The sequence below is a fragment of the Mycobacterium sp. ACS1612 genome (genome assembly GCF_001667505.1).
In the GTDB taxonomy this organism is placed as follows: domain Bacteria; phylum Actinomycetota; class Actinomycetes; order Mycobacteriales; family Mycobacteriaceae; genus Mycobacterium.
In genome coordinates this window covers 83,328-100,175 of record NZ_LZHZ01000067.1, presented here as the reverse complement: position 1 = coordinate 100,175, position 16,848 = coordinate 83,328, and the positions used below count along the sequence as shown (strand labels likewise).

Annotated in this window: 16 protein-coding genes; 2 read left to right on the top strand and 14 right to left on the bottom strand. The window is 66.5% G+C overall.

Annotated features, from left to right (window positions below; genetic code table 11):
- Complete coding sequence (gene mutA, locus A5724_RS29010; protein ID WP_067810436.1) at positions 1-1,806, bottom strand: methylmalonyl-CoA mutase small subunit; 1,806 nt, start codon at positions 1,804-1,806, stop codon at positions 1-3.
- 100 nt (positions 1,807-1,906) lie between these two features.
- On the opposite strand from mutA, the gene A5724_RS29005 reads away from it, so the two are divergent.
- Entirely contained in the window at positions 1,907-2,707 is an 801-nt protein-coding gene (locus tag A5724_RS29005; protein WP_082965339.1) for a TVP38/TMEM64 family protein, read from the top strand.
- Here A5724_RS29005 and A5724_RS29000 read toward each other — a convergent pair.
- A complete protein-coding gene (locus A5724_RS29000; protein ID WP_067810434.1) occupies positions 2,617-3,822 on the bottom strand; it encodes an SPFH domain-containing protein in 1,206 nt (401 codons plus the stop codon). The two genes, A5724_RS29005 and A5724_RS29000, sit on opposite strands and share 91 nt — an antisense overlap.
- Positions 3,823-3,855: 33 nt before the next feature.
- The gene (locus A5724_RS28995; protein ID WP_067810432.1) at positions 3,856-4,287 is read right to left on the bottom strand and encodes an NfeD family protein; all 432 of its coding nucleotides are present in this window, start codon (positions 4,285-4,287) and stop codon (positions 3,856-3,858) included.
- A gap of 59 nt (positions 4,288-4,346) precedes the next feature.
- On the opposite strand from A5724_RS28995, the gene A5724_RS28990 reads away from it, so the two are divergent.
- On the top strand, positions 4,347-5,189 hold the full coding sequence (locus A5724_RS28990; RefSeq protein ID WP_067810430.1) for a hypothetical protein: 843 nt from the start codon (positions 4,347-4,349) through the stop codon (positions 5,187-5,189).
- Positions 5,190-5,191: 2 nt separating this feature from the next.
- Here the strand turns inward: A5724_RS28990 and A5724_RS28985 are convergent, their stop codons facing one another.
- The 11 genes from A5724_RS28985 to A5724_RS28935 form a co-directional block, all read right to left on the bottom strand.
- Positions 5,192-6,538 (bottom strand): hypothetical protein, encoded by a 1,347-nt coding sequence (locus A5724_RS28985; protein ID WP_067810428.1) that lies wholly within the window; start codon positions 6,536-6,538, stop codon positions 5,192-5,194.
- Between the two features lie 361 nt (positions 6,539-6,899).
- A complete protein-coding gene (locus A5724_RS28980) occupies positions 6,900-7,892 on the bottom strand; it encodes a ferrochelatase (protein WP_156752510.1) in 993 nt (330 codons plus the stop codon).
- Positions 7,893-7,923: 31 nt separating this feature from the next.
- Positions 7,924-8,733, bottom strand: a complete 810-nt coding sequence (gene inhA, locus A5724_RS28975; protein ID WP_067810424.1) for an NADH-dependent enoyl-ACP reductase InhA — start codon at positions 8,731-8,733, stop codon at positions 7,924-7,926.
- A 15-nt stretch (positions 8,734-8,748) separates the two neighbouring features.
- A complete protein-coding gene (gene fabG1, locus A5724_RS28970) occupies positions 8,749-9,465 on the bottom strand; it encodes a 3-oxoacyl-ACP reductase FabG1 (protein ID WP_067810422.1) in 717 nt (238 codons plus the stop codon).
- Between the two features lie 43 nt (positions 9,466-9,508).
- Positions 9,509-10,516 carry a VWA domain-containing protein gene (locus A5724_RS28965; RefSeq protein ID WP_067810421.1) on the bottom strand — a complete coding sequence of 336 codons (1,008 nt, stop codon included), beginning with the start codon at positions 10,514-10,516 and terminating at the stop codon, positions 9,509-9,511.
- 5 nt (positions 10,517-10,521) lie between these two features.
- Positions 10,522-11,529 carry a VWA domain-containing protein gene (locus tag A5724_RS28960; RefSeq protein ID WP_067810420.1) on the bottom strand — a complete coding sequence of 336 codons (1,008 nt, stop codon included), beginning with the start codon at positions 11,527-11,529 and terminating at the stop codon, positions 10,522-10,524.
- A gap of 23 nt (positions 11,530-11,552) precedes the next feature.
- Positions 11,553-12,500, bottom strand: a complete 948-nt coding sequence (locus A5724_RS28955) for a DUF58 domain-containing protein (RefSeq protein WP_067810419.1) — start codon at positions 12,498-12,500, stop codon at positions 11,553-11,555.
- Positions 12,497-13,645 (bottom strand): MoxR family ATPase, encoded by a 1,149-nt coding sequence (locus A5724_RS28950; RefSeq protein ID WP_067810786.1) that lies wholly within the window; start codon positions 13,643-13,645, stop codon positions 12,497-12,499. Before A5724_RS28950 ends, A5724_RS28955 begins: the two co-directional genes overlap by 4 nt.
- Positions 13,646-13,819: 174 nt before the next feature.
- Complete coding sequence (ripB, locus tag A5724_RS28945) at positions 13,820-14,518, bottom strand: NlpC/P60 family peptidoglycan endopeptidase RipB (protein WP_067810418.1); 699 nt, start codon at positions 14,516-14,518, stop codon at positions 13,820-13,822.
- Positions 14,512-15,897 (bottom strand): NlpC/P60 family peptidoglycan endopeptidase RipA, encoded by a 1,386-nt coding sequence (gene ripA, locus A5724_RS28940; RefSeq protein ID WP_067810417.1) that lies wholly within the window; start codon positions 15,895-15,897, stop codon positions 14,512-14,514. Before ripA ends, ripB begins: the two co-directional genes overlap by 7 nt.
- A 233-nt stretch (positions 15,898-16,130) precedes the next feature.
- On the bottom strand, positions 16,131-16,691 hold the full coding sequence (locus tag A5724_RS28935) for a DUF6676 family protein (protein ID WP_067810416.1): 561 nt from the start codon (positions 16,689-16,691) through the stop codon (positions 16,131-16,133).
- Positions 16,692-16,848 lie beyond the last annotated feature (157 nt).

The window sequence follows — 16,848 nt, the reverse complement described above, 5'->3', positions numbered from 1 at the left end:
TCATGCCCCCAATCGGCTGAGCAGGTCCGAGAGCGCCTTGACCGCGTCGATCTTGGCGGTCAGGTAGTCATCAGGTTTCGAATCCGCTTCGGCCACTGCCTTTTCCGGACCTGCCAGCAGAACGTGTGAGATCCCCGCTTTGCGTGCCGCGTCGACCGCGGCGGACGCCTCGGTCGCGTAGCGGGCGTCGGTGCCGCAGATCACCGCGATTTCGGCGGCAGCGTCTTTGATGTCCTCCGATACCGCCTCGATGCCACCGGACGCCAGCAGGTTGGTCGCGAACGTGGCGCGGACGTTGTGCTCGGCCAGCGGGCCGAGTGGCAGCAGCAACACCTTCGGCCGTGACCCTGTCTTCTCAAGGAAGGCATCCGACCGGTTGCGCAGGGCCTCGAACCCGGCGGCGTAGCGCACCACCGTCTCGAGGGCATCGCCTCGCGGGAGTGGCGGTTCCGCGAGATTCGGGTACTCGTTGACGCCGGTGAGCGATGTGCGCCGGTGGGCGATGTCGTCGGCGCGGCGGTCGGCGACTTCTCTGATCTGATCGACGACATAGTCGCGGGCGGCCTCGAAGCCGCCGCGGGCCTCGATGTCCTGGAAGTGTTTCCACGTCTGTTCGGCCAGGCGCTCGGTGAGGTCCTCGACGAACCACGATCCGCCCGCGGGGTCGAGCACGCGCCCGATGTGCGACTCCTCGAGCAGCAGCAGTTGGGTGTTGCGGGCGATGCGTCGCGCGAAACTCGGCGCGGTGCCGGGGAATCCGCCGGGGATCGCCACGTCGAACGGATGGACCAGCACGGTATCCGCACCACCGGCGCCTGCGGAAAACGCCGCCACCGTGGTGCGCAGCATGTTCACCCACGGATCCCGTTGCGCCATCATCGGCAGCGACGTGACCGCATGCAGACGCGCCGCTCCCGCGTCGGGCTCCCCCACCACCTCGGCCATCCGCGCCCAGAGTTGCCGCGCCGCACGCAGTTTGGCGATGGTCATGAACTGGTCGTCGTCGGCGGCGAAACGGAAACTGATCTGCCGCAGCGCATCCCGCGTCGCCAGCCCGCCGTCGGCGAGCACGCGCAGATAGCTGACCGCGGCGGCGATGGCCGCTGCGAGTTCCCACGAGGCGCTCGCGCCGAGATTGTGGAAGGCGGGACCGTCGACCGTGATGGCACGCACGCCGCCGTCGTACCCGGTCACCTTGCCCGCCACCGCGACGACATCGGCGACGCCGGGTGCTGATTGCCCACTCAACGGCGCGGTGAGCGGGTCGGCGCCCAGATCCACCGACAGCCTCGACCGCTGGTCGCTGTCCAGGTCGGTCAACAGCGCGAGCAACGCATCCGACGTGGCCGCGTAGTCGGCACCGGCGTCCAGGACGACAGGGACGAGGTCGAGGAAGACCCCGTCGAGCAACCGGTCGAGGTGCATCGCCGCACCCTCGACGCGCAGCACCAGCGCGCTGACTCCCTCGGTCAGCGCCAGCAGTACCGCGCCGTTGGCGTCCGCAGCGGCCGACCCGTTCGCGGGGAACGCCTCGGCCACCCGCCATCCGGACTTGACGTCGCGCAGCGCGTCACCGCCCCTGACGAACGGCCACTGCCCCGGCAGCGCAGCTTCCGGCAACGCGTCGAGTGACGTGTACAGCGGGCGGACCACAAATCCTTCGTAGGTCGGCGAATCGAGCAGCCGCTCGGGCTCGGCGGGCAAATCCGCCGGTTCGCGCCTGGTGCTCTTGGCCAGCACGCCGGCGACCGCCGCGCGCCACCTCGCGATATCGGAATCCGCAACGCCGCGTTTCTGCACGGCCATCAGGCTAATTGATCGCCATCACAAGATCGCCTGCTGGTCGGCCAACTCACACCGGCGCCCAGAGCGTGTCCGCGGCGCGCTGCCCGTAGTCTTGGGAGGCGTGAAACCCGTCGTCAACACCCTTCGCGCGCTGCGTGCCGCGGTGATCTCGACGGCATCCTCGGTGTCGCCCCTCCGGTTCATCACGATCCTCACAGCAATTGTGATTCTGATCGCAGTTGCGGTGCTGATTCCGTTGCCGACGGCTCTTCAGATGCGTGATTGGGCGAAGTCGGTCGGCCCCTGGTTCCCGCTGGCCTTCCTCGCCGCCCACATCCTGGTGACGGTGTTTCCGTTTCCGCGCACGGTGTTCACGCTGACCGCAGGCCTGCTTTTCGGCCCCTACCTCGGCGTTCCGTTGGCGGTGCTGGCCAGCACAGTGAGCGCGGTGATCGCCTTGCTGTTGGTGCGCGCCGCGGGTTGGCAGTTGAGCCGACTGGTCAAACACGACCGGGTGGAATCCGTCGACGCGCGCCTTCGCCAGCGTGGCTGGCCCACCGTGATCTCGATGCGGATGATCCCCGCGATGCCGTTCTCGGTGGTCAACTACGCATGCGGTGCGTCGGCGGTGCGGGTGCTGCCGTACACGCTGGCCACCCTGGTCGGCCTGCTGCCGGGCACGGCAGCCGTGGTCATCCTTGGCGACGCGCTGACCGGCAATGTCAGTCCGCTGCTGTTCGTGGTGTCGCTGTGCACGGCGAGCATCGGCATCGCAGGCCTGATCTACGAGATCCGCACCCACCGGCGTCACCACCAGCAGCACCTGGCCGACTACAGCGAGTGCGCGCCGCCACCGCCGTCACGGATGACCGGCGCGGTCGCGCCGGGAGGCGGCGCATTCAACGACGGCGAAGGCGAATAGGCAGGGCCCGCTACGGGCGTGCGCGCTTCGGCCTCGGCCTTGGCGACGGCCTGGGCGATCGCCGGATCCGTCTGCGTCGAGAACCAGTCGGCCACCTCTTCGGAATCGTCCTCGGGCTTCGGCAGGTTCTCCTCGACCGGTGACGGCGCGTAGCGGAACACGCCGTCTTCGCCCGGCGCGCCGAGCAACTTGGTGAAACCCTGTAGCGCCGAACCGAAGTCGCTCGGCACCACCCACACCTTGTTGGCCTCACCCTTGGCCATTTGGGGCAGCGTCTGCAGATACTGGTAGGCCAGCATCTCCGGCGTCGGCCTGCCCGCCTTGATCGCCGCGAACGTCTTCTCGATGGCCTTGGCTTGGCCCTGCGCCTGCAAATACTGGGCGGCGCGCTCACCCTGGGCGCGCAGGATCCGGGACTGCCGGTCAGCCTCGGCGGCCAGGATCGCCGCTTGTTTGGCGCCCTCGGCCGCCAGGATCTGCGACTGCTTCTGGCCTTCGGCCTGTTTGATCGACGCCTCCCGGGTGCCCTCCGCGGTCAGGATCATCGCGCGCTTCTCGCGGTCGGCGCGCATCTGCTTTTCCATCGAGTCCTGGATCGACGGCGGCGGATCGATGCTGCGCAATTCGACGCGCGCGACACGCAATCCCCAACGGCCGGTTGCCTCGTCGAGCACGCCCCGCAATTGCGCGTTGATCTGGTCGCGTGAGGTCAGTGTCTGCTCCAGCGTCATACCGCCCACCACATTGCGCAGCGTGGTGGTGGTCAACTGCTCGACGCCGACGATGTAGTTGCTGATCTGGTACACCGCGGCCTGCGGGTTGGTGACCTGGAAGTAGACCACCGTATCGATGTTCACCGTCAGGTTGTCCTCGGTGATCACCGGCTGCGGCGGGAAGGACACCACCCGCTCACGCAGGTCCACCCTGGCACGGATCTTGTCGATGAACGGCAGCAACAGCGTCAGTTGGCCGGACACCGTCTTGCTGTAGCGGCCGAGCCGTTCGATCACCGCGGCTTCAGCCTGCGGGATCAGCGCTATCGACTTCGCGACGATGATGGCGGCGAACACCACCAACACCCCGACCAGAATGAGGCCGGCGACGGCACCTTCCATGCGGGTTCCTTCCCCTCGTTTGCCCAGTGTTCTCTAGATGACCTTTTGGACGACCGCGGTCGCGCCGTCAATGTGCACGACGGTGACGTGGTCGCCAGGTTCGTAGACATCGTCCTGGTTGTACGGGCGCGCCGTCCAGATTTCGCCGTCGAGTTTCACCTGTCCCTCATGGCGCGCCACCCGGTCGAGCACGAGAGCGCTCTTGCCCTCGAGTGCCTTCACCGGTTCGGGCAGCCCCCTGCCCGACATGAAGTGTCGCTTCAGCGCGGGCCGCACCAGCACCAGCAGGAGCACTGAGACAACGAGGAAAACAGCGCCGTGCACCCACAGGTCGTCGAAGATCAGACTGGACCCGGCCGCGGCCAGCGCACCGCCGCCGAGCATGAGCAGAAACAGGTCGCCGGTGAGCGCTTCGGCCCCGGCAAGACCCAGTGCGGCGATTAGCCAGATCAGCGGGACGGGCATGCCGTCAGCCTAGCGCGTAGCCGACTCAATGAGCGGCTAACAACTACACTGCGAGCATCATGTGGTGCCCTAGTGTCTCTCTCTCTGTGTGGGCCAACGCCTGGCTCGCAGGCGCAGCCGCGCCTGACGATGTGCTCGATGCGTTATCGCAATGGGCACCAAGGCATTCGGTAACGGCCTACGACTCCGTTGCGGCAGGTCGCACCGGTTTGCCATGGCCCGATCTGAACGACGCGGGCGCGGTGTCGCTGTTGCAGACGGTGCGCACGAGCGCGGGAACGGGATTGTCGGCGCCCGCCATCGGCGTGGCGTTGCCGGTGCCCGGCGACGTGCGCGGGCTTCCTGCAGGCACCCAATTCCAGCGTGACGCAGTGACAGCGGGTGAGGCCGTCATCATCGGGCGTGACGCGTCGACCGCGGTGGGTCTGGTGCCGGAATTCGAATACGACGAACTCGACGACGAGTCCGAGTACGAACCGGAACCGACGTCGTTGTCGTGGACGGTGTACTCGGTGTCCGCGCCGGTGCCCGACGAATACCACGACCTCGGTGACGCGGAACTCACGCTGCGAAATGCCGTGCGCTCAGCCGCCGATGCGCTCGGGGCCATCCGCGCCGCCGGCAGTGACGTGGCCGATCCCCGCGGTCTCGTCGAGCAGGTGCTGGAGAGCAACCGCGGGCACCGGGTGCCCGATCATGCACCGTCGCGCGCGGTGCGCGTGCTCGAGAACGCCGCCCACATCGACGCGATCATCACCGTCAGTTCGGGCCTGATCCCGATCGGGCTGCAGACGTCGTCAGAGGTTCAGATCGCCAGTGACGCGCTGCGCCCGCTGTCCTCGGTGGTGCGCGAGGCGCGGATGGCCGCGATCACCGCGATCCTGTACTCAGCCTGGCAGTAGCGCTATTTGGCGTCCTGGCCGGCGTCGGCATTCTCGGTGGTGTGCTCGCCGTCGACGCTGTTGTCCGGTGCGCCTTCGGTGTCCGGGCTGCCGGCGCCCGCGTTCACCGGGCTCACGATTTCGGGCGTGTCGGAGTCCGCCTGATTCGACGGATCCGCACTGACCGTCTTCGTGTCATCGAGCTTGCCGACCAACGGGTTGACCTTCTTCACGTTCAGTCGCACATGCCCGTTGGCGCGCGCTTTGTTCGTCGTTGTGCCCGGATCATCGGCCTCGGGCGGATCCTGTTGCGCCGACGCGGCTTTCACGTCGCCGCCGGTATCGCCGGGATCCTTGACATAATCCTTTTCGGGGTCCGCGACTGATGTGTCGGCGACCGCAACGTTGACCACCCGAGCGTTGTCCGCCGGGACCACTTCGGCGCTCGACACGTCATTCGCCGGCGCCCGCAACGGCGAGACGAACGGCGACGGGGCCACGGGCGCGGGCAGCGCATTCAGCACGGCCGTCAATGCGCCGTCGAGCCCGTTCTTGACGGCAGCGACAAGACCACCGATGGGCGGCACGGCGGTGTTGATCACGCCGTCGATGAGAGGCTCGATCGCGAGCGAGTAGACCGAGTCGATCGGAACGGGGTTCGAGAAGGGGTTTATCAAGCTGTACGCGAGGAAGCTGGCCAGCCCGGGAATATCGCCGGGGTCGGCGATGGCCGATTGCGCGACACTCAGCAGCGCGTTGGGCGCCTGGCCGACGAATCCCAAGCCGCCCCAGATCGATACGCCGACGCTGTCGAACGCGGTAACGATTCCGTTCGTGAAACTGTCGACGAGCGGCGGGAGCAGCGCCGCGTTGATGGCATTGATCCCGTCGGTCGGATCCGGCAGCAGGCCGCCCAATCGACCCGGATCGATGAATTCGAACAACGCGTCGTATGCGTCCGCGATGGGTTGACCCAACTGCGCCGGGAGCAAACTGGTGAGCGCACCGATCAAGGGAGACGGTATGCCCAGGAGGTCGAGCAGTTCCAGCGTGACGACGCCACTTGCAATACTCGCCACCAATCCCGGGTTCTGAATCAGCGCCTGCGCCCAGCGAGCCTCGAAGTTGGGCTCCACCCCGACAAAGTAAATCGCGTTGCTAATGGTCTCGCCGGTGGCGTCCGCCACGAGCGCGAACGCGTCGAGCAAATCGTTGACAAACGCCTTCTGCTCGACGGCTATCGTTCGCTCAGCGATGGCGAGGGGCTGGCTGATATCGGGCGGCGAAATGGTGATGGGTGCGGCGACTAGGGCGGCTGCACCAGCAATGACGATGCCATTCGTGACGTACGGCTTGAGGCTGAGTTGCATGATGACCCCCGGACAGAAGTTAACTGACGATGTGCCAGAAAGTAGCTGAAAATCTGCTGTGGGTCGGCGGAATCCCCCGCACTCCTGAGCCGTAAGTGCATAGATAATTGCGCAGTCAAGTAATTGACGCGGAAAATAATTAGCTGTTTCGGCATATCCCTACCGCGACGTTCGAAACGACAAATACGCGACACGATGACTGCGCAATCTTTGTCGGCTGGCCGAAGAAACGAAATAAAGGGATTTCGTTGTCGTCGCAAAAATCCAGCAACCGACCGCGATGTTGCGTGGGTATGGTGATCGCCGGTCTGTGCGCAAAGGCCGATAGATTGCTCCGCCCGGTCGGGCTGGCCGAAATTCGCTAGCTGCAGTTCGACGTGCAAACCACGCCGTCGACCGAAAAGCCCTGTAGCGGCGGCGCATCCGGTCCCGGCACCCTCGACGGTTCTCGGCCTGCGGCCACCTCGTCGATCAAGTCGGCAACTAGCCGAGCGAACCGCGGATCTGCGTTCGGGGTCGCTGCCCTCGCAAATGCGATGCCGAGGTCGGCCGCCTGCTGTGCCGACTCGTGGTCCAGGTCCCACACCACCTCGATGTGGTCGGAGACAAAACCGATCGGACAGACGATCACCGCCGTGGTGCCGCTTTCCGCCAGTGCCGACAGGTGATCGCCGATGTCGGGTTCCAGCCAGGGCACCTGTGGCGGGCCCGAGCGCGACTGCCATACCTGGTCGTAGTCGTCGTAGCCCGCGGCGGCGGCCACCAGACCCGACGCATAGCCCACCTGACGGCTGTACAGGTCTGCGCCACAACGGTTTCGGGCCGCCAGCGGAATGGAATGCGCCGTGAACACCAGGCGCGCGTCGTCGGGCATCGTCTGCTTGGACGATGCGATGCCCTCGGCGAACATCTCCACGAACAACGGATGGTCGAAGAACTGACGCAGCTTCACCAACTCCGGTGCCCCGTCACCCGCTGCGGCCCTGGCTCGGGCGATGTCCTCGACGTACTGCGTGCAACTGGAGTAGCCACCCCACGCTGAGGTCGCGAACACCGCGGCGCGGCGAACCCCGTTGTCGCGCATGGCAACAACCGTGTCCTCGACGTAGGGTTCCCAGTTCCGATTACCGAAGTACACCGGCAGGTCGATCTCGGCTTCGATCGCGGCGATCAGTTCGCGGTTGATGCCGTTGATCGGCGAGACACCACCGAAGTGCAGGTAGTGCTCGGCGACCGATTGCAGTCGTTCGCGGGGGATGCCGCGGCCCCGGGTGACGTTCTCCAGGAACGGCATCACGTGTTCGGGCGCCTCCGGCCCGCCGAACGACAGGAGCAGAAGCGCGTCAAGGTCAATGCTCTTCGCGCGAGCGCTCATCGGCCTCCATCTAGAGCAGCTGCGTGCTGGCGCCGCCGTCGGCGTAGACGACGGTGCCGGTGGTGGCGGGCAGCCAGTCGGACAACAGTGCGCACACCGTCTTGGCCACCGGCGTCGGATCCTTCATGTTCCAGCCGATCGGGGCGCGCTGGTCCCAGCCCTCTTCGAGCAGCTGCATCTGGGCACCGGCTTCCTCGCCGAGCGCCCCACCGACGATCGCGCTCATCGCCAGGGTCCGGATCGGCCCTGCTGCAACGAGATTCGACCGCACACCGTACTTGCCGGCTTCCCGTGCGACGAACCGGTTCACCGACTCCAGCGCGCTCTTGGCCACGGTCATCCAGTTGTAGGCGGGCATCGCGCGGGTCGGGTCGAAGTCCATTCCGACGATGCCGCCACCGGGATTCATGATGGGCAGCAGCGCTTTCGCCAGTGAGGCGTAGGAGTACGCGGAGATGTGGATGCCCTTGGCGACGTCCTCATAAGGCGCATCGAAGAACGGGTTGATGCCCATCCCGGTCTGCGGCATGTAGCCGATCGAGTGCACCACGCCGTCGAGCTTGTTGCCCTGCCCGATCACCTCGAGCACCCGGTCGGCGAGCGAATTGAGGTGCTCGTCGTTCTGCACGTCGAGTTCCAGCAGCGGCGCCTTCTCCGGGAGGCGGTCGGCGATGCGTTGGATGAGCTTCATCCGGTCGAAACCGGTGAGCACCAGTTCGGCGCCGGCCTCCTGCGCCACCTTCGCGATGTGGAACGCGATCGACGAGTCGGTGATGATCCCCGTGACGAGGATGCGCTTGCCTTCAAGAAGTCCTGCCATGTCCTGGTTTCCTTTCTAGTGGCCCATGCCCATGCCGCCGTCGACCGGGATCACCGCGCCTGCGATGTAGCTGGCGTCCTCGGACGCCAGGAAGCTGACCGCCCCGGCGACCTCCTCGGCGGTGCCGACCCGCTTGGCAGGGATGAACTCCAATGCGCCCTGCTGGATCCGTTCGTCCAGCGCGCGCGTCATCTCCGTGTCGATGTAGCCGGGCGCCACCACATTGGCGGTCACTCCGGCCTTGGACAGCTCCCTGGAGATCGAGCGGGCCATGCCGATCAGCCCGGCCTTGGCGGCCGCGTAGTTGGCCTGATTGCCGATGCCCCACATGCCCGACACCGATCCGATGAAGATGATCCGACCGAAGCGCTTGCGCTGCATGCTGCGCGACGCCCGCTGCGCCACCCGGAAAGCGCCGGTGAGGTTGGCGTTGATGACCTCTTCGAACCGCTCCTCGGTCATCCGGATCAGGAACGCATCCTTGGAGATACCGGCGTTGGACACCAGCACCTCGACCGCCCCCTGGTGCGCCTCGACCTCGGAGAAAGCGCGGTCCACGGCGGCGTTGTCGGTGACGTCACACTCGACACCGAACAGCCCCTCGGGCGCACCGGAGCCACGGTGGGTGACCGCGACCTTGTGACCGTCGGCGGCAAGCCGTTGGGAAATGGCCAGTCCGATGCCACGGTTTCCACCGGTCACCAGCACGGAGCGCGACACGAATTCGGGCATGCAGGCCAACTTAGTGCCTGGGGCACATTCTTAAGAAATCGCCTTAGTTCGGCAGCCTGCGGTTGATCAGCAGCGCCGCAACCGCGGCCAGCGCCAACACGAACGCACCCAGTCGCAGCCAGCCCGCGCTGGCATCGCCCTTGCGGGTCTCATAGCCGATCTGCTCCTGCAGGTTGGTGAAGACCTCCTTGAGCTGTTCGAGGCTGTCCGCGGTGTAGGACTGGCCGTTCGACAGCTGGGCGATCTTCTTGAGCATCTCGTCGTCCACCGGCACGGGGGTGCGCTGATCGTTCATCTCGACGTAGCCGTACGGGGTGCCGAAGGCGACCGTGGAAATGCCGACGCCTTGATCTTTCGCGGTGCGCGCGGCGGTGTAGGCGCCCTTGGGATTGTCCGGGTTCGACGGCACGGTCTCTTTGCCGTCGGACATCAGCACGATGCGGGCGGGCGGCGGCGTGTCACCGCCGCCGATCACCGCGCCGACGGTGTTGATGGCCTGCAGTGCGGTGAAGATCGCCTCGCCGGTCGCGGTGCGGTCGGCCACCTGCAGCTTGTCGATCGCGTTCTTGGACGCGTCGCGGTTGGTGGTCGGCGACACCAGCACGGTCGCCGTGCCCGCATAGGAGATGAGCCCGAGGTTGATGCCGGGCGTCATCTGGTCGACGAACTGCTTGGCCGCCTCCTGGGCGGCGGCCATCCGGCTCGGCTCGATGTCGGTGGCCCGCATCGACTGCGACACGTCGATCACCAACATCACCACGGCGCGGTTGCGCGGAATCCGGACGTCGTGCGTCGGCCCGGCCATCGCGATGGTGAACGACACCAGCGACACGATCAGCAGCACCGTCGCCAGATGGCGCCAGCGCGAAGGCCGTTTGGGCGCAACGCTTTCCAGCAACTCGGTGTTGGCGAACTGCTGCAGTCGCTTGCGCCGCGAGCGCTGCATCGCGAGGTACAGCACGACGAGTCCGGCCACCACGAACAGGAACAGGAAGTACCAGACGTGGTCGAAGCCCGTCAGCGTCATCGGTCCGAGCAATGGAAGTGTCATGGGCCTCAGTTGGGTAGTCGGCGGTTGATCAGCATGGCCGCCAGCGCTGAGAGCGCCAGCACCAGCGCGCCCAGCCGCAGCCAGCCCGCGCTCGCGTCACCCTTGCGGGTTTCGTAGCCGATCTGCTCCTGCAGGTTGGTGAAGACCTCCTTGAGTTGCTCCAGGCTCGACGCGGTGTAGGCCTCGCCACCGGACAGTTCGGCGATTCTCTTGAGCATCTCGTCGTCAACCGGCACCGGCTGCCGCTGATCGTTGATCTCGACGTAGCCGTACGGCGTGCCGAACGACACCGTCGAGATCGGCACCCCCTGGTCCTTGGCGGTGCGCGCGGCGGTGTAGGCGCCCTTCGGGTTGTCCGGGTTCGACGGCACCGTCTCCTTGCCGTCGGACATCAGCACGATGCGGGCGGGCGGCGGTTCGTCACCGCCGCCGATCACCGCGCCGACGGTGGCGATGGCCTGCAGCGCGGTGAAGATGCCTTCCCCCGTCGCGGTGCGGTCGGCCAGTTGGAGCTTGTCGATCGCAGCCTTCGACGCCTCCCGGTTTGTCGTCGGCGATACCAGCACGGTCGCCGTGCCCGCGTACGCGATCAACCCCAGATTGATGCCTGGCGTGAGTTGATCGGCGAATTGCTTGGCGGCCTCCTGCGCCGCGGCGAGACGGTTCGGGGACACGTCGGTTGCCCGCATCGACTGCGACACGTCGATCACCAACATCACCACCGCGCGGTTGCGCGGAATCCGGACGTCGTGCGTCGGCCCCGCCATCGCCACGGTGAACATCAGCAGTGCGGCCACCAACAGGATCGCAGGCAGATGTCGCCAGCGCGAAGGCCGTTTGGGCGCAACGCTTTCCAGCAACTCCATGTTAGCGAACCGCAGCATCCGCCGGTGCCTGGCCACCTGCACCAGCACGTACAGCGCGACGATTGCGGCGACGGCGATCAGGAACAGGAAAAACCAGGCGTGTTCGAATCCCGACAGCGTCATCGGACCGAGCAACGGTAATGTCATGCGCCAGTTGTCATTTCGTTGGTTTAACCCAGCCCGGCAAGCGCTCCGCGGCGGCGGTTGGCGACGAACCGGACGACGTCGGCAATCCAGTCCCTGTCGGTGCGGAGCGACAGCAGCGGGGCGTCACAGCGCCGCAGCGTGCGGGCGACCTCGGCACGATGCGCCGCCGCCGCCTTCTCGAAGTCGTCGCGCAGCTGCTCGTCGATGGTGAACTCGCGGGTGACCCCGGTCTCGGTGTCCTGCAGGATGACGTCGCCGACGGGTGGCAGTTCGACGTCGCGCGGGTCGAGAACTTCGATGCCGAGCACCTCGTGCCTGCCCGCGATCGCCCGCAGCGGGCGCATCCAGTTGATCGGGCCGAGGAAGTCGCTGATGATCACCGCCATGCCGCGTCGGCGCTCCGGCCTGCGCAGCGCATCGATGGCGGCGGCCAGGTCGCCACGGACCCCGGGCGGCGCCTTGGGCATCGTGGCGATCGTGCGCAGCAGTTCCTGCTCGTGCATGCGCCCCGACAACGCGGGCACCCGGCGCACCGAGTCGCCGTTGGCGATGATGGCGCCGATCCGGTTGCCGCCGCCGCTGTTGAGGAAGGTGATGGCGGCCGCCGCAGCCACCGCCAGATCGCGCTTCTCGCAGCCGGTGGTGCCGAAGTCCAGGCTGGCGGACATGTCGACCACCAGCCACGTCTCGAGCTCACGGTCGGCGATCATCTGACGCACGTGCGGGTGCGTCGTGCGCGCGGTCACCGACCAGTCCATCCGCCGGACGTCGTCGCCGGGTTGATACAGCCGCGACTCCCCCGGCTCCGAACCCGGGCCGGGCAACAGCCCGAGGTGGTCACCGTGCAGCACCCCGTCGAGTTTGCGGCGCACGGTCAGCTCGAGTTTTCTCAGAGCTGCCGTCAGCGCGGGATCACGGATCTCCCCGCGCTTGAGCGACGGAAGATCGACCCCTCGCCTCGAGGTAGTCACCGATTACCGGCGGCGGCCGCTGCGGTGGGCATCACCGGCGGCACCGAATGTCCTTGCTGCGGAATGGCGTTCACCTGAGGCAGCGCGACGGTCTGCAGGATCCGGTTGATCACGGTCTCCGCGGAGATCTCGTCAGCCAGCGCGTCGTAGGTCAGCACGAGGCGGTGGCGCAGCACGTCGGGGATGACCTCGACGACGTCTTGGGGGATCACGTAGTCGCGGCCACGCACCAACGCCAGCGCGCGGGATGCCGCGATGATGCCGAGCGACGCACGCGGTGAGGCGCCGTAGGCGATCCACGCCTTGGCGTCGGGCATGCCGAACTTCTCCGGCGCGCGGGTCGCGGTGACGACGCGCACCACGTAATCAACGAGCGCGTGATGCACGAAGGTGTTGGCCGCCACGTCTTGAAGGCGCAGCAGGTCACCGGGCGCCAGGATCTGCTTGGGTTCCGGCGGCTTGACGCCCATCCGGTAGACGATCTCGCGCTCCTCTTCCGGCGACGGGTAGTCGATGTTGAGCTTGAACAGGAAGCGATCCCGCTGGGCTTCTGGCAGCGCGTAGACACCCTCCTGCTCGATGGGGTTCTGCGTGGCCATCACCAGGAACGGCGCCGGCAGCGGGAAGGTCTTGCCGCCGATCGAGATCTTGCGCTCGGCCATCACCTCGAGCAGCGCCGACTGCACCTTGGCGGGTGCGCGGTTGATCTCGTCGGCGAGCAGGAAGTTGACCACCACAGGGCCGAGTTCGATGTCGAACTCCTCTTTGCCCTGCCGATAGATGCGGGTGCCGATGATGTCGGTGGGCACCAGGTCCGGGGTGAACTGGATGCGGGCGAAGGTTCCGCCGACCACCTTGGCGAATGTTTCGACGGCCAGCGTCTTGGCCACGCCGGGCACACCTTCGAGCAGCACGTGCCCCTTGGCGAGCAGGCCGACCAGCATTCGCTCGACCAACTGGTCCTGGCCGACGATGATCCGCTTGACCTCGAAGATGGCGCGCTCGAGGGTGTGGACCTCTTGTTGCAGACCTCCGTTGGTCGGCGGCGCTGCATGCGTGCCGGGGGTCCCGGGGTTGTAGGCCTGGGTCGGCGCCTGTCCGGAATAACCCCCAGCGCCCTGCGGTGGCCCACTCGGTGACGTCATCAACGGTCCTTCCACATCAATTAAGACGCTGGTCGCAGCGGCGTCGGCCGGAGTTGGCCACACGCTCGTCGTCAACTATTCCAGGCGGTCCGGATTCCGTCGACGTTGCCCGACGAAGTGTCGGCGCCCCGCCGAGCATTCATCAGGAGTGCTCAGGTTTAACTCAGGCCACGCTCAGGAATCGATCATGCGGGACAGATGGGGCGACATACCAGCGGTGCGCACCGGGCTGATCGTGACGTGCCCCGCCGCGCTGGACGCTTCGAGCATCTTGCCGCCGCCCAGGAAGATCGCGACGTGCTGGCTACCGCCGGGCCCGTAGAAGATCAGGTCGCCGCGCTTGGCCTGGGACGGCGGGATGGGGCGGCCGGTGTTGTACTGGTCGCCCGAATACTTCGGGATCTGCACGCCGACACCCGCGAAGGCGAATCGGGTCAGCCCCGAACAGTCGTAGCCGACCTTGCCCGCGTCCTGGTCCACCCCTTCGCTCGGCCCTGTCAACGATCCGCCGCCCCACGAGTAGGGCACACCGATCTGCGAACCGGCGCGGCGGATCATGTACTCGATGGCCTGCGGGCCGCGCACGCGTCCACCGGCGGGCATGGCCGCGGTGGCGGGACTGCCGCCGAGGCCGATGCTGGCCAGGAACTGCTGGCCGAGGTTCTGCGTGGTCTGAATGGCCAACTGGCTCACCGAGAATGCGGCGTTGGCCGCCGCCACCGGATCGCCGGGGGCACCCGAGCTGATGATCTTCGGCAGGGTCGGGTCCCATTGCCCGTCGTCGGGGGCCGCCACTGCGGGTATCGCAAGGCCGAGCAGCAGCGCGACGGAAATCAATAGTCCAATTGTTAAGCGGCGCAGGAGAATCACCATTCGATCATTCGGGTCACGTACGGCGTCATACCGCTGGTGCGCACGGGCGAGACCTTCACCACGGACCCCGTGTACGGGGCCTCGAGCATCTGGCCGTTGCCCAGGTACATCGCGACGTGCTGGCTAGCGTTGGGGCCGTAGAAGATCATGTCGCCCCTGCGCATCTGCGAGGACGGCACCTTGCGGCCCGCGTTGTATTGGGAGCCCGAGTAGTGGTCGAGCTTGATGCCGACACCGGCGAACATGTAGAGCATCAACCCGGAACAGTCGAAACCGACTGTGTTGGCGCCGGAGTCGATACCGCGGCTCGCGCCCGCGGCGTTGCCGCCACCCCACGAGTACGGCGTGCCGCGCACCGCGAGGCCGCGGTTGATCACGTATTCGGTTGCCTGCCTGCCGTACACCCGCGGGATCGCGCCGTTGGTATAGCCGCTCGGGGTCGGCAGCAGGCCGATCGACTGCAGGAAGTTGCGCCCCATCTGCTGGGTCACCTGCGCCGAGGTGGACATGTAGCCGAGGATCGTGTTGATGATCGCGATCGGGTCGCCGCTGACGAACGCGCTCGGGATCGCAGGCAGTGTCGGATCCCACAGCGAGTCCCAATTGCCCGCACCGGCACGGGCGCCAGGTGCGCGGTCCCAGTTGGCGTTCGCGTCACCGACGGCCGCGGCGGCGGGCGCAGCGGGCGGCTTACCGGCGGCCTGCGCCGACCAGTTGCGCGCCTCGTCGAGTTTGGCCTTGGCGGCCGCGCGTTCGGCCGTCAACCGATCCAGATCCGTCTGCTGACTCTTGAACGTCTGCTGCGCATTGGTCAGCGCTGTCACCGCGTCCTGTTGCCTGGCCTCGGCGTCGGCGACGGCCTTGTCGGCGTTCTGCTTGGCCAGTCGCGCCGCCGATTCCTTGTTCACCTGCTCGGTGCGTGCCCGCTGCAGGTTGGTCATCACCTGCTGGGCGCTGGCCGACAGAGTCTGGCCCGCGGCGGCCGTGTTGAGCATGTCCGCCGGATCGGCTGCGGTCAGGTACGAGTTCGACGGTCCGTTGACATACGTTGCGGCAGCGAAGATGTCGAAGCGCTGCTGCGCCGCCGCGATCGCGGTGTTGGCGTCGGCAACCCGCCGCGCGCTGGCGTCGACTTCCTGCTGGGCGACCGCGGCGTTGTCCCTCGCCGTCTGCACGTCGACGATTGCCTTGTTGACGCTTTCTTGTTGCGCCTGAATGGCTGCTCCGAGCTCCTGCAGCTTCTGGTTGGCGTTGGCGACCGCCGCGACGAGCGCACCGAGGGAGTCGGGACTACCCGGTTGCGCAACGGCGAGGCCGGGGGTCGCGAGCAGCATGCCGATGGCAAGCGTCACCGCGCTGACCCGAGGGGTGCGTCTCATTCGGCTCGTGTCTCCTATGGCTCACACGCGAACGTGTCGGCACATCTTGTGAGGACAGCTGTGTGCAGTCACACAATTCACAACTGCATCATCTGCCACCGAATGCACGCTACGTCACATCTGACGCTAAGGAAACTTTAGTAACAAATTACAAGTTTGTAATTGAATTAAGCGTTATCCGGCCGTGACATTTTCATTTGCCGGCGGACGCCAAATCGCACAAATGTGCGGGTTCAGGCCTGCTCGTGGGCAGCCGCGCGTTTCGCCTTGACCTGCAGCACACGGGTGCCGACAACCGCAGCAATCACGGCCAGCACGACGACAATGGTGAATGGCGTCCACGGGAAATGCGGCGTCGTCAACTCACTGACGAAATTCTTCGACGACTGCACGGCATCCGGGGTCTTCGCGATGTCCTGACCCGCCTCGAGCGTGACCCGGTCGAAGGTCGTGCTGTAGGTGCCAGCCCACCCCGGACTGATCACCAACACGGTCGAACCCGGATACGCCTTGCCCACCTCGGTGGCGATATCGCGCAACGGGGTGTCGATCGGCGGGCTCTGGTCGAGCACCACGATCTTGAGGTCGATGCCCTTCTGCTTGGCGTCGGCGACGACGCCACTCAGTCCGGTCCTGTCCTGGGTGGCCGAGGCGCTCGCACCGTCGTCGCGGACGTCGGCGAGCACGAGGTCCATGCAGGCGTCCGGTGGCGTCGAGGCGTCCTTCCCCACTGTCGCGCACACCTGCGGCGGGATGTACGTCGGCGGGAACGGAATCACGTGCGGTCCGGTCACACGGGCACGGTACGCGATGAGTGGGTATGCGGGTGACAGCACGCGCTCGCGGAGACCAGACTGAGAGGACCACTAGGGTGCGTTGCAGGACAAGCGTACTGTTAGAGTTGTGGGCGCCGACGACACAGCCCGTCGCGGCGGTATCTAGCCGGGAGTT